Source organism: Nocardiopsis akebiae (assembly GCF_018316795.1).
Taxonomy (GTDB): domain Bacteria; phylum Actinomycetota; class Actinomycetes; order Streptosporangiales; family Streptosporangiaceae; genus Nocardiopsis; species Nocardiopsis dassonvillei.
In genome coordinates this window covers 4,370,931-4,383,377 of sequence record NZ_CP074132.1, presented here as the reverse complement: position 1 = coordinate 4,383,377, position 12,447 = coordinate 4,370,931, and the positions used below count along the sequence as shown (strand labels likewise).

At 72.3% G+C, this 12,447-nt stretch carries 11 protein-coding genes; 4 read left to right on the top strand and 7 right to left on the bottom strand.

Features of this window, described 5'->3' with window-relative positions:
- The 4 genes from KGD83_RS18820 to KGD83_RS18805 form a co-directional block, all read right to left on the bottom strand.
- The gene (locus KGD83_RS18820) at positions 1-222 is read right to left on the bottom strand and encodes a DUF4258 domain-containing protein (protein WP_212640426.1); all 222 of its coding nucleotides are present in this window, start codon (positions 220-222) and stop codon (positions 1-3) included.
- A gap of 12 nt (positions 223-234) precedes the next feature.
- The gene (locus KGD83_RS18815) at positions 235-630 is read right to left on the bottom strand and encodes a hypothetical protein (RefSeq protein WP_249351946.1); all 396 of its coding nucleotides are present in this window, start codon (positions 628-630) and stop codon (positions 235-237) included.
- Positions 631-877: 247 nt separating this feature from the next.
- Positions 878-1,924, bottom strand: coding sequence for a medium chain dehydrogenase/reductase family protein (locus KGD83_RS18810; RefSeq protein ID WP_212640424.1), 1,047 nt, complete (start codon positions 1,922-1,924; stop codon positions 878-880).
- Positions 1,925-2,069: 145 nt separating this feature from the next.
- Positions 2,070-2,909 (bottom strand): RNA-guided endonuclease InsQ/TnpB family protein, encoded by an 840-nt coding sequence (locus KGD83_RS18805; RefSeq protein WP_212640423.1) that lies wholly within the window; start codon positions 2,907-2,909, stop codon positions 2,070-2,072.
- 119 nt (positions 2,910-3,028) lie between these two features.
- Here KGD83_RS18805 and KGD83_RS18800 point away from each other — a divergent pair, with 119 nt between their 5' ends.
- Positions 3,029-3,670, top strand: coding sequence for a TetR/AcrR family transcriptional regulator (locus tag KGD83_RS18800; RefSeq protein WP_212640422.1), 642 nt, complete (start codon positions 3,029-3,031; stop codon positions 3,668-3,670).
- A 163-nt stretch (positions 3,671-3,833) separates the two neighbouring features.
- Here KGD83_RS18800 and KGD83_RS18795 read toward each other — a convergent pair whose 3' ends face one another.
- Both KGD83_RS18795 and yczE read right to left on the bottom strand, forming a co-directional pair.
- A complete protein-coding gene (locus KGD83_RS18795) occupies positions 3,834-5,639 on the bottom strand; it encodes a glycoside hydrolase family 15 protein (RefSeq protein ID WP_249351945.1) in 1,806 nt (601 codons plus the stop codon).
- A 604-nt stretch (positions 5,640-6,243) separates the two neighbouring features.
- Positions 6,244-6,978, bottom strand: a complete 735-nt coding sequence (gene yczE / locus KGD83_RS18790) for a membrane protein YczE (RefSeq protein WP_212640421.1) — start codon at positions 6,976-6,978, stop codon at positions 6,244-6,246.
- A gap of 264 nt (positions 6,979-7,242) precedes the next feature.
- Between yczE and yczR the strand changes: the two genes are divergently transcribed.
- Complete coding sequence (gene yczR / locus KGD83_RS18785) at positions 7,243-8,709, top strand: MocR-like transcription factor YczR (protein ID WP_212640420.1); 1,467 nt, start codon at positions 7,243-7,245, stop codon at positions 8,707-8,709.
- Positions 8,710-8,843: 134 nt separating this feature from the next.
- Here yczR and KGD83_RS18780 read toward each other — a convergent pair whose 3' ends face one another.
- The gene (locus tag KGD83_RS18780; protein WP_212640419.1) at positions 8,844-9,680 is read right to left on the bottom strand and encodes an alpha/beta hydrolase; all 837 of its coding nucleotides are present in this window, start codon (positions 9,678-9,680) and stop codon (positions 8,844-8,846) included.
- Positions 9,681-10,001: 321 nt separating this feature from the next.
- Here KGD83_RS18780 and moaA point away from each other — a divergent pair, with 321 nt between their 5' ends.
- Together moaA and KGD83_RS18770 are read left to right on the top strand one after the other, a co-directional pair.
- A complete protein-coding gene (gene moaA, locus KGD83_RS18775) occupies positions 10,002-11,009 on the top strand; it encodes a GTP 3',8-cyclase MoaA (protein WP_212644497.1) in 1,008 nt (335 codons plus the stop codon).
- A 169-nt stretch (positions 11,010-11,178) separates the two neighbouring features.
- Positions 11,179-12,366: an RtcB family protein gene (locus tag KGD83_RS18770; protein ID WP_212640418.1), complete on the top strand. Its 1,188-nt coding sequence runs from the start codon at positions 11,179-11,181 to the stop codon at positions 12,364-12,366.
- Positions 12,367-12,447 lie beyond the last annotated feature (81 nt).

Below are 12,447 nucleotides of genomic sequence, written 5' to 3'. Positions count from 1 at the left end.
TCACGATACTTCCACCACCGTCTTGATCACAGGGTCTGGAGTCCCCCAGGTCGTGTCCTTCACCGCAACGTAGATCTTCCTGCCGTCACCGGTGTGTCCGTACAGCTTGTAGGAGTTGTTCGCGGAGTCGCGCTCCTCTGCCAGAGGGCGTTGCAGCACCGCCAGGACGTCTTCCTCGGCGATGCGCCTTCGCCGCATCCTCTCGAGAAGGTGGGTGGTCATTCGCGGAGGCATCTACTCCGTCGCCTTCACCACGACATCGACCACTCGCACGGCCTGGACTCCACCGGCACGTACCCTCACGGTCCATTCACCGGTCTCGTCGATCACCACGTGGAGAGGGCTGGCCCAGACAGCCGCATGGCTGGAAGAGGGTGCATCCGCCTTTCCACTCATGGCCAGTGCGACATCCCCGGAGGGGCGAACGACCTCCAGGAGTATCTGCTGGAGCCGTTCCGCCCCACTGGTCTCCAGGAGCGCGAGGGCCACACCGAGTTCCACTTCGCAGGGCACCCGCTCCACAGCCAGCACACGCAGTGCCGGGTCACGTATCGAAAGGACGTCTCCGTCCACTCCGATCTCCCGCCCGAGAAGGAAGACGTAGTCGAGCGGGGCGTTGATCTGTCCCATAGGGCCCGAGACTAGGCCGAGGAGGTGGGAGGGCGCAGAAGAACGGCACAATCGCACCGGAATCACGACCGGCTCCCCGCACCTGCCTTCTGGGAGGGTCCTGCCAGTGGTGCACGTCGGCGCGGATGTGCTCGGTGATCGGACTTCACCGCTGTGCGGACGGACTCGCGGACGGGGGAGTACCACGGGCGGCGCCACCGGCTTCGAGGACCGTGGACCGGTGGCGGGAACCTCCGGAGCGCCGGTCTCACGCGTCGGGGACGAGCACGACCTTCCCGACGACGGTGCGGGACTCGGCGAGGGTCATCGCGCGGGAGGCCTCCGAGAGCGGGACGCGGGCCGCCACCCTCGGCGCCAGGACCCCGTCGGCGAGCAGCCGCAGCACCTCGGTCAGGTCCTCGCGCAGGCGGGCGCGGAAGGCGTCGGCGCGGCGGCCGCGTCCGGCCCAGAAGTTGTAGAAGTGGGCGCCGCGGCCGTTGGGCAGGGCGTTCCACACCATCAGACGGCCGAAGAGCGCGAGCACGGGCAGCCGGGAGTCGCCCTCGACGTCCTTCGTCGACGCCGTGCCGTAGGAGACGAGCGTGCCGCCGCGCCGCAGCAGGCGCCACGAGCGCACCAGGTCGCCGCCCCCGACGTGGTCGAACACCGCGTCCACGCCCCCGGGCGCCAGGTCCCGGATCCTGTCGTACGCGTGCGGGTCGCGGTAGTCGACGGGGGTCGCGCCGAGCGCGCGCACGGCCTCGTGGTGGCGCGGCGCGGCCGTGCCGATCACGGTGATCCCGGCGTGCCGGGCGAGCTGGACCAGGACCGTGCCGACGCCGCCGTTGGCGCCCAGCACGACGACGGTGCCGCCCCGTCGCACGCGGGCCGTGCGGTGCAGCATCTGCCAGGCGGTGATTCCGTTGACGAGCAGCGCCTCGACCTCCGCCGGGTCCGTCCCCTCCGGCACCGCGACGAGGTCGCGCGCGTCCAGGAGCAGGTGGCTGGCCCAGGCGCCGGTCTTGGTGACGGCGGCGAAGCGGCGCCCGACCAAGGAGGCGTCCACGCCCGGACCGGCGGCCTCGACGGTGCCGACGACGTCGTAGCCCGGCACGAACGGGAACGGGGGCTGGTCGAAGTACTTGCCCCGGCGCATCTGCTGCTCGGCGAACGATACCCCGGTCGCCTCCATCCGCAGCAGGACGTGTCCCGGTCCGGGAGCGGGCAGGGCTCGGGTCCGCACCCGGAGGCCGGAGGGTTCGACCCGGCCGGGCAGCAGGACCTGGGTGGCGGTGGTGGCGGCGACGGCGTTCATGGGGCCTCCTGTCGGAACAGTCTTGCTAACGCTCGTAAACTTACATGCGTAAACTCAAGGGTGCAAGACGGGCCCGACGACTTCCAGCCGTAAGGTGACACCTTGACTTCCTCTCCTGCCTGAGGGCAGGAGAATCCGGAACCACCTACCGGTGGTTCGAGGCCAACGCCTCGTCACGGGTCGCCCCGTGGCCTTCCTGCTTCACCGCCGGTCGCCCCGTCCGGGAGGACTCCCGTTGAGGTCTCACACCAGCTCCACAGGCAACAACCGCCAGCCCGGCGGCTTCGAGATTGAGCGCCGCGTTCACATCACGGTCGTGGGCCACCCCACAACCGGGGCACGTCCACTCCCGTACACGCAACGGCAACGACGCATTGAGGTACCCGCACCCGGGGGTCGAGCACAACTTGGAAGAGAAACAGAACCGGTCCACCAGGACCAGATCGCGTCCGTACCAGGCGCACTTGTACTCCAACATGCTGCGAAGCTCACGCCAGGCCACATCGCGCGAGACCGTCACCGTAGAGGGGCGTGCTCCTTCGGGCAGGGGCCGCGACCACACGATGTCCAGGGGTTCGGCCATCTTGGCCAGGGTCAGGCGGCCGTCGCGGTAGCCGAAGGCCGACCGGGTGTACTCCGCCGAGGCCCGGGAGGTCTTCTTGGACTTGAACCGCGGGTACTTCGCGCGGCGGTCGAAGAAGTTGCGAAAGGCGGTGTGCAGGTGGCGCAGCGTCTGCTGGAGCGGGACGGAAGAGACCTCGGTGAGAAAGGACAGCTCCTGCGTCCTCTTCCAGGCGGTCAGCGCGGCGGAGGAGTCGGTGTAGGAGAGCCACCGTTGTTCGGCGTTCCAGGCGGCGGTGCGTTCGGCCAGGGCGCGGTTGTAGACCAGGCGCACGCACCCGAACGTGCGCGACAACTCAGCCGCCTGCGCATCACTCGGGTAGAAGCGGTACCGAAACGCCCGCTTCACGCTCTTCCTGGCCATGCCACACACCGTAGCGACCGCCCTGCGGTCGCGTGAGCAGAATCCAACAGAAAGTCACAGAAAGGAGAGGGCGTTTCCTCCCCGCCCTGAAGGACGGGGTAACCACGCCCAACAAACAGATGAAGGACACGAAGGAGGCCTCCGCGCCGCGCACCCGTAACCGCCGGGGCCAGGGCGGCCGCCTGCGCGAGGAGATCGTCGACGCCGCGGTGGAGATGCTCGACGAGACGGGGGACGAGCGCGCCATCACCCTGCGCTCCCTCGCCCGCCGCGTCGGGATCGCGGCGCCGTCGATCTACCCGCACTTCGCCGACCAGCCCGCCATCATGCTGGCCGTGGTCCGCCGTGCCTTCGACGAGTTGGAGGCGGCGCTGAACGCGGCGGTGGCGCGGGCGGGCGACGACCCCCGCGCACGCCTGTACGCCGCGTGCCACGCCTACCTCGGCTTCGCCCGCTCACGTCCCGAGCGCTACCGCACCATGTTCGGCGGCCTGTGGATGCCCACGCTCGGGGACTCCTCGGTGACCGAGCAGGACCTCGTCAGCCTCGGGGACGCGAGCCTGCGCTTGCTCGGCGAGGCGCTCGCCGCCTGCGCCGAGGCCGGGATCTCCACCAGTACCGACCCCGGCGCCGACGCGGTCGGATTGTGGCTGGGCCTGCACGGGCTCGCCCACCAGCGCGCCGTGACCCGGGTGTTCCCCGGACCGGAGGACATCGGCGAGCGGATGATCCCGGCGCTGGCCCGCCTCCGCCGGGACTGAGCCACCGCGCTCCGGTCCGGGGGTCCGGGGGCCGGGGCCTCGGGACAGGGGCGCGGGGGCGTGCGTCGGCTCTGGTGCGCGTCCGCTGCGGTGGGGGACGGGAGCGGACGGGGGGAGGGCGTCGGGGAGAGGAGTCCGTGCGGGGGCGGCCGGGCGGCGCGGTCTACTCGGCGCGCCATCCACCCTGGCGGGTGGACAGGTTCAGCGCGGTGGTCACCAGCGGCACGTGGCTGAACGCCTGGGGGAAGTTGCCGACCTGGCGGTTCTCGCGCGGATCCCACTCCTCGGCCAGCAGGCCCACGTCGTTGCGCAGGGACAGCAGGCGCTCGAACAGCTCTCGGGCCTCGTCCTGGCGGCCGATCGACAGCAGCGCGTTGGCCATCCAGAAGCTGCACGCCAGGAACGCGCCCTCGTTGCCGGGCAGCTGGTCGGCGGAGTCGTCCAGGTCGGTGCGGTAGCGCAGCACGAACCCGTCCACCATCAGGTCCTTGCGCACCGCCTCGATCGTGCCGACCACGCGCGGGTCGTCGTAGGGCAGGAAGCCAACCTCGGGGATCAGCAGCAGCGCCGCGTCCAGCTCCTTGCTGCCGTAGTACTGGGTGAACGTGTTGCGCTGGGGGTCGTAGCCGTACTCGCACACCTCGGCGTGGATCGTGTCGCGCAGGGCCTTCCAGCGTTCGATGGGCCCCTCCTTGCCGAACTCCTCGATGCTGCGCACCGCGCGGTCGGCCGCCACCCAGGCCATCACCTTGGAGTGCACGAAGTGCTGGCGCGGCCCGCGCACCTCCCACAGGCCCTCGTCCGGCTCGTCCCAGCACCACTCCAGGTAGTTGACCAGCGAGCGCTGGAGGCCCCACAGGTAGTCGCCGCCGCGGATGTTGTGGCGGCGGGCCAGGTGCAGCACGTCCATGACCTCGCCGTAGACGTCGAGCTGGTACTGGCCCACGGCGGCGTTGCCGATCCGGACCGGACGGGAGGCCTCGTAGCCCGGCAGCCACTCGGCCTCCCACTCGGTGAGCCTGCGCTCGCCGCGGATGCCGTACATGATCTGCATGAGCTGGGGCTCGCCCGCGATCGCCCGTACCAGCCACTCCCGCCAGGCCAGCGCCTCGTCCTTGTAGCCGGAGCGGATCATCGCCTCCAGCGTGATGGTGGCGTCGCGCAGCCAGCAGTAGCGGTAGTCCCAGTTGCGCACCCCGCCGATCTCCTCGGGCAGGGAGGTGGTGGGGGCGGCGACGATCCCGCCGGTTGGGCGGTAGGTCAGGGCCTTGAGCACGATGAGGGAGCGGATCACCGCCTCGCGGTAGGGGCCCTCGTAGGTGCACTGGTTGACCCACTTCTCCCAGAAGCGCTCGGTGCGCGAGAGCGCCTTCTCCGCGTCCAGGTGGTCGGACTCCTCCACCTGTGAGGGGTGCCAGGTCATCACGAAGGGCACCCGCTGGCCCGCGGTGACGGTGAAGGTGGCGTCGTGGGTGAAGTTGTGGCCCTGGAGGGGGATGGGGGTGCTGAGCCAGATGGCGTCGGGTCCGGCGATGGCCACCAGTTCGGCCCCGGTCCGGTGCACCCACGGCACGACGTGGCCGTAGTCGAAGCGGATGCGCATGGCCGTCTCCATGCGCACGGAGCCGCTAAGCCCCTCGACGATGCGCACGATGTGCGGGGCGCCGCCGCGCGGCGGCATGAAGTCGATGACCCGGACCGACCCGGAGGGGGTGTCCCACTCCGACTCCAGGATGAGCGTGTCGCCCCGGTAGCGGCGGCGGGTGGCGCGCGGCTCGCCCTCGGCGGGGCGCAGGGTCCAGCAGCCGTTCTGCTCGTCGCCCAGCAGCGCGGCGAAACAGGCCGAGGAGTCGAAGTCGGGAAGGCACGCCCAGTCGATGGATCCGTCGCGCCCGACCAGCGCGGCGGTCTGCATGTCGCCGATCATTGCGTAGTCCTCGATCCAGCCGGGCACGCGGCTCACCCCCATCAGGTCGTCATCGTCTCTGCGGTCGGCGCCTCGTGGGGTGCGCGGTGTCCTGTGACGGCCGCCCGCGCGCGCACCCGTGCGCGCGTCACGCCGGGGTCCCCTCTCCTGCCCGCCTTGGGGGGCGGCACCGCCGCCAGGCGCCGTTCGGGCCACGTTCCGCCTCCGCACCAGCCGCCGCTCGCCTTCCACCCGGTAATGTGCCCAGGTGAAGGCAGCCGAAAAGGCCGGTGCCCGGGAACCGTCCCGAACACGGTCCTTTCCGTTCACCGCGGTCCCATCTTCCCTTCTCCTTCGGAGGGGCGCCACCCGCAGTTGCACGTGCACCGGCAGGTGCAGCGAAGTATGTGGCGGAATGGGGGAGTTCGTTGGACCAGAAGTTATGACGTGGTGATCAAGATCCGGTGACGGGAAGGCCGAGGTCAGCCGGAATGAGCGTACTCGGCGCGTCCACAACCCCTCCGGGCCTCCGGAGCCGAGCACCCGCGGCGATACGGGGCGCCCGCCGCGCACAGGGCGCCCCGTGCGCCACGAGCGGCCGCGTCCGTACGCGCGGCGGTACCGCGCGGTACCGCCGCCCCTCCGCACGGGTCCGTTCCGGGGCGGCTCACTCCGGGGGGACGCGCCCCGGCGCACTCCCGCGTTCCGCTCCCGGTGACCGGCGGGGACCGGGCCGCCCGGCGACCGGATCGGGCACGTGCATCAGGGGCAGGAAGACCTGGGCCAGCGGCCCGATCGCCACCGCGAACACCAGCGTGCCCACCCCCACGGTTCCGCCCAGGAGGAAGCCGGTGACCACGACGGCCACCTCGATCACGGTCCTGGCCAGGCGCACCGACCACCCCCGGGCCGCCAGGCCGGTCATCAGCCCGTCCCGGGGGCCCGGGCCCAGCCGGGCGCCGATGTAGCAGCCTGTCGCGACCGCGCACACCACCACCCCGAGCCCCAGCAGCAGCACCCGCACCAGCAGCGAATCCGCATCGGGCAGCAGCCACAGGAACAGGTCCACCGTCATGCCCACGACCACCACGTTGCTCAGCGTGCCCAGACCCGGCTTCTGGCGGAGCGGAATCCACAGCAGCATCAGCATCGCGCCCACCAGCACGCTCCACGTGCCGATGGACAGCCCCGTCTGGCGGGACAGCCCCTGGTGCAGCACGTCCCAGGGCATCGCGCCCAGCCCCGCGTGCACCAGCAGCGCGCCGCTCAGCCCGTAGAGGACCAGGCCCGCGTACAGCTGCGCCAGGCGGCGCCGCCGGGGCCGGGGCAGGGCGGGGGTGACCAGCACCCGGCCCAGCAGGGCGGCGGCCGCGTCACGGGCGGGACGGCGCTGTGCGGTCACGGAGACACCTGTCTTTCCTGGGATCATCGGACGGGAACCCGCGCGGAGGCACGGGCACGCCGTCCCGGCGCGGCACGGCCGGTGGCGGCGGCCCGGGACGGGGGCGTACGCGGCGCCCGGCCGGACTGTTCGCCGTCCCCCGTGGCTCCCGCGCCGGGCCCGGGTCCAGTGAGGGGGCCACCTGGGTATCGTGGCTGATGTGGCACCTGGAGTGAAGAGCCAATCCAGGTAACTGGCTTTTTCAACGCGGCGGCAGGGGACGGCATGGCGAGACAGGGCGCTCACCGCGCGGCGGAGCGTTCCGGGGGCGGCACCCGGCGGATCAACGGGCGTCTGCTGGCGCGCCTCATCGGCGAGGCGCCCGTGGAGCGCCCCTTCTACCTGGCCATCGCCCGCGCCGTCAGCGGACTGGTCCTGGACGGCCGCGTGCCCACCAACACCCGCCTCCCGGCCGAACGCGACCTCGCCGCCGCCCTCGGGGTCAGCCGCAACACCGTCACCGCCGCCTACGCCTGGCTGCGCGACAACCGCTTCCTGGAGAGCAGGCAGGGCGCGGGCAGCTGGACCGTCCTGCCCGACTCCGCGACCAGCGAGCCCTCGCCCTTCGTCCCCACCGCCGAGCACATCGACCTGGGGGTGGCCGCGCCCCCGGCGGTGGAGGGGCTGCGCGCCGCCGCGTTCCGGGCCGCCGAACAGCTCGCCGCGCACGTGGGAGGGCTCGGCTACTACCCCTACGGGCTGCCCGAGCTGCGGCACGCCATCGCCCGGCGCTACGTCGAGCGCGGGCTGCCCACCACCCCGGAGCAGATCTTCGTCACCAACGGCGCCCAGCAGGGCACCGCGCTGGCCGTGGACATGCTCGTGCAGTCCGGCGACGAGGTCCTGGTGGAGTCGCCCACCTACCCGCACGCGCTGGACGCCATCCGGCGGGCCGGGGCGCGGGTGCGCACGGTCGGGGTGACCCCGCAGGGCTGGGACATGGAGTACCTGGTCGACGCGTTCCGCCAGTGGAAACCCCGGCTGGCCTACCTGATCCCCGACTTCCACAACCCCACCGGCGCGCTGATGGACGACGATGAGCGCCGGGTCCTGGTGCGCGAGGCGCGCCGGGCGGGAACCCACCTGATCGTCGACGAGACCGTCGCCGAACTGGCCATCGACTCCGGCGACCTGCCCGCGCCGGTGGCCGCCCACGACACCGACGGCCGGGTGCTGACGGTGGGATCGGTGGCCAAGCTGCTGTGGGGCGGCCTGCGGGTGGGGTGGGTGCGCACCACGCCGCCGATGGCGGCCCGGCTCATGGCCACCCGACAGCGCTTCGACCTGGCCGGGGCGGTGCTGGACCAGCTCACCGCCACCCACCTGCTCGCCGACGTGCTGCGCATCCGGGCCGAGCGCAGCCGCCAGCTGCGCCGCAACCGCGACGCGCTGCTGCACGCGCTGCGCGAGCGCCTCCCCGACTGGCGGCCCAGCGTCCCCGGGGGCGGGATGGTGCTGTGGGCGACCCTGCCCCACCCCGTGGCCAGCGCGCTGGCCACGGCCGCGACCCGGCACGGGGTCCACCCGGCCGCCGGGCCGGTGTTCGGCGCCGACGGAACCCTGGAGCGCTACCTGCGCCTGGCCTACACCCAGCCGCCGGACGTGCTCGTGGACGCCGTGGAGCGCCTGGCCGCCGCCTACACCGAGACCCTGGTCCACCCGGCGCAGCCCCGGGGGCAGCTTTACGTGTGAGGGCACGCCGAGGTGAGGGGAGGGAACGAGGTCCCCTTGCCAACAGCTCACCACGTCCGGACGCCCCGGCACCACCCCGGATCCGCGCCTGTGGAGAAGTCGGCGCCGGGCCGGCGTCCGCTCCGGCACGCCCCTCAGGCGTCGCCCGCGGGCACGGCGAAGCGCTGGGCGAAGCGGACCACCTCGCCCAGCACCTCGTCCCGGTTGGTCTCGTTGAACACCTCGTGCCGGGCACCGGGGAAGACCCGCGCGGTGAAGTCCTCGCCCATGATCGCCGTCACGCCCACCCGCGTGCCCTCCAGCGGTACCAGCCGGTCGTCGGAGCCGTGCACCCACAGCAGTGGCAGCGGCCCCACGCTCCCGGCGGCCAGACCCCGCTCGATCTCGGTGAGCATGGCGTTCACCGTGGCGCGCTTGAAGGGTCCGTGCCAGACCAGTTCGTCGGCCACGTACGCCTCGCCCACGGCCGGGTCCCGCGAGAGAGTGGACGGGTCGATGGGGGCGTCGGGGATCTCCTCGGCGGCGGCGATCCGCTCCAGGGCCTCCCACCGGCCCAGCACCGGTCCGGACAGCACCAGCGCGCTCAGCCGCTCGGGGTGGGTCTGGGCGTAGCGGGAGGCGATGAGCCCGCCCATGGAGTGGCCGATGAGCACGAGCGGCAGCGTCCGGTAGGCGGTGCGCGCCTGGGTGATGAGCCGGTGCACGTCCTCGACCACGCCCGCGTAGTCCTCGATCAGGACCCGCTCACCGGAGGAGCCGCCGTGCCCGCGGTGGTCGGCGCCGTAGACCACCGCGCCCGCCCGGACCAGGTCCTCGGCCACCGCGTGGTACCTGCCCAGGTGTTCGCCGTAGCCGTGCACCAGCACCGCGAGCCAGGTCGGCTCGCCCTCGGCCGGGGCCCACGCCCGCGCCGCCAGCTTCCCCGAACCGTCCGGTCCGCCCGCCAGGGCCCACTCGCGTGTGCTGATCACCGTGTCCCGCCTCCTCGCCCGATCCTTCGTCTGCGACGATCGAAGCCGTGTACGACCGTCGGATGGTCACCCTACGGCGGGCCGGGGCCGGTGCGCAGCAGGGCGGAGCGGTCCGCGCGGTCCGCGGCCCCGGGGGGAGTGTGGGATCAGCCGATACGCCGACCGGTTTCTCGTGTCAGCCCACGAAAAACGGCATATGGCACGATAAGGACTGCCCGCCGCTTAAAGGGATCTTCTACGCTTATCTATGGGTACCCCTCGGGCCGGGTACACCTCCGTACACGGACCGCCCGACAACCCGGACTGGAGAGGGTGACGCCCGTGCTGGCCGACTCCTACGGACGAGTGGCGACCGACCTGCGGGTCTCGCTCACCGACCGCTGCAACCTCAGGTGCACCTACTGCATGCCACCGGAGGGGTTGGAGTGGTTGCCCAAGCCGGAACTGCTCACCGACGACGAACTCCTGCGCCTCATCCGCATCGGTGTCACCCGCCTCGGCATCACCGAGGTGCGCTTCACCGGCGGAGAACCCCTGCTCCGCCGAGGCCTGCCCGGCCTCGTCGCCGGGACCACCGCGCTGGAGCCCCGCCCCCAGACCGCCCTGACCACCAACGGCATCGGGCTGGCCCGCATGGCCCCCGCCCTCGCCGAGGCCGGACTCGACCGGGTCAACGTCTCCCTCGACACCCTGCGCCCCGACGTGTTCGAGACCCTCGCCCGCCGCCGCAGGCTCGACGACGTCCTCGACGGCCTGGCGGGCGCCGCCCGGGCCGGGCTCACCCCCGTCAAGGTCAACGCCGTGCTCATGCGCGGCGTCAACGACGACGACGCCCCCGACCTGCTGCGCTTCTGCGTCGAGCACGGCTACGAGCTGCGGTTCATCGAGCAGATGCCGCTGGACGCCCAGCACGGCTGGCGGCGCGACACCATGATCACAGCCGAGGAGATCCTCGCCACCCTCGAAACCGGGTTCACCCTCGACCCGGCCGACGCCGACACTCGCGGCAGCGCCCCGGCCGAGCTCTTCCACGTTCGCGGAGCCCGCTTCCCCAACGGGGAGCAGGCCACCGTCGGCGTCATCGGATCGGTCACCCGGCCCTTCTGCGGCGCCTGCGACCGCGTCCGCCTCACCGCGGACGGACAGGTGCGCAACTGCCTTTTCGCCCGCGAGGAGTCCGACTTGCGCTCCCTGCTGCGGGGCGGCGCCACCGACGACGAGATCGCCCGGAGCTGGACCGCCGCGGTGTCCGCCAAACTGCCCGGACACGGCATCAACGACCCCAGCTTCCTCCAGCCGTCCCGGCCGATGTCGGCCATCGGCGGCTGAGCCCCGGCCGCGGCAGGCCACCGGTGCGCCCTGATCCCGCGCACGCCCCGGCCGAAAACCCGTTGCCTCCCCCGGGCGGCTCTGGCTTGATGTTCCGGGGGCGCGACCGCGTACGCGCCCCGTACGAACGACCCCACAGGCCGTGCCGGGAAAGCGAGGTGGCCTGAACATGCCCTACACCGAGGTTTCCGGCGAACGCGTACCCATCCGCATGTGGGCCGCGCCCGACGGGGTCGAGGCCGCGGCCATGGAGCAGCTGCGCAACGTCACCCGCATGCCGTGGGTGCACGGACTGGCCGTCATGCCCGACGTGCACTACGGCAAGGGCGCCACCGTCGGATCGGTCATCGCCATGCGCGACGCGGTCAGCCCCGCCGCCGTCGGCGTGGACATCGGCTGCGGCATGACCGCCGTGCGCACCGGCCTGACCGCCGAGCGCCTGCCCGACGACCTCCGGCGGCTGCGCTCCGCCCTGGAGTCCGTGATCCCGGTCGGCCACCACGCCCACGACGAACCGGTCGACCCCGCCGCCGTCCCCACCCTGCGCGAGGCCGACTGGTCCGGCTTCTGGGCGGGGTTCGACGCCCTGGCCGACGCCGTGCGCCCCCGCCGCGAGCGCGCCCTTCGCCAGATGGGCACCCTCGGCGGCGGCAACCACTTCCTGGAGGTGTGCCTGGACGACGGCGGCGCCGTGTGGCTGGTGCTGCACTCCGGGTCGCGCAACATCGGCAAGGAACTGGCCTCCCACCACATCGAGCGGGCCCGGGAGCTGCCGCACAACCAGGACCTGCCAGACCGCGACCTGGCGGTGTTCGTCACCGGCACGCCCGAGATGGACGCCTACCGCCGGGACCTGTTCTGGGCCCAGGAGTACGCGCGGCGCAACCGCGACGTCATGATGGGCCTGGCCTGCCGCACCCTGGCCGAGCAGGTTCCGGGCGCCCGCTTCGAGCAGTGGATCTCCTGCCACCACAACTACGTGGCCGAGGAGACCTACGACGGGGTGGACGTGCTCGTCACCCGCAAGGGCGCCATCCGCGCCGGTGCGGGTGACCTCGGGATCATCCCGGGTTCCATGGCGACGGGCACCTACATCGTGCGCGGACTGGGCAACCCGGCCTCGTTCAACTCCGCCTCGCACGGCGCCGGGCGTCGGATGAGCCGCAACAAGGCCCGCAGGACCTTCACCGAGGCCGACCTGGTCGAGCAGACCAGGGGAGTGGAGTGCCGCAAGGACCGGGGCGTCGTGGACGAGATCCCCGCCGCCTACAAGGACCTGGAGTCGGTGATCGAGGCCCAGACCGACCTGGTCGAGGTGGTCGCCCGCCTGCGCCAAGTGGTGTGCGTCAAGGGCTGAGGCGGTACGCGGGACCGGCCCCCGAAGCGCCCGCTCCCGGGGCTCCGTCCGCGCGGACCGGGCCCCGGGAGCGGCGTACCC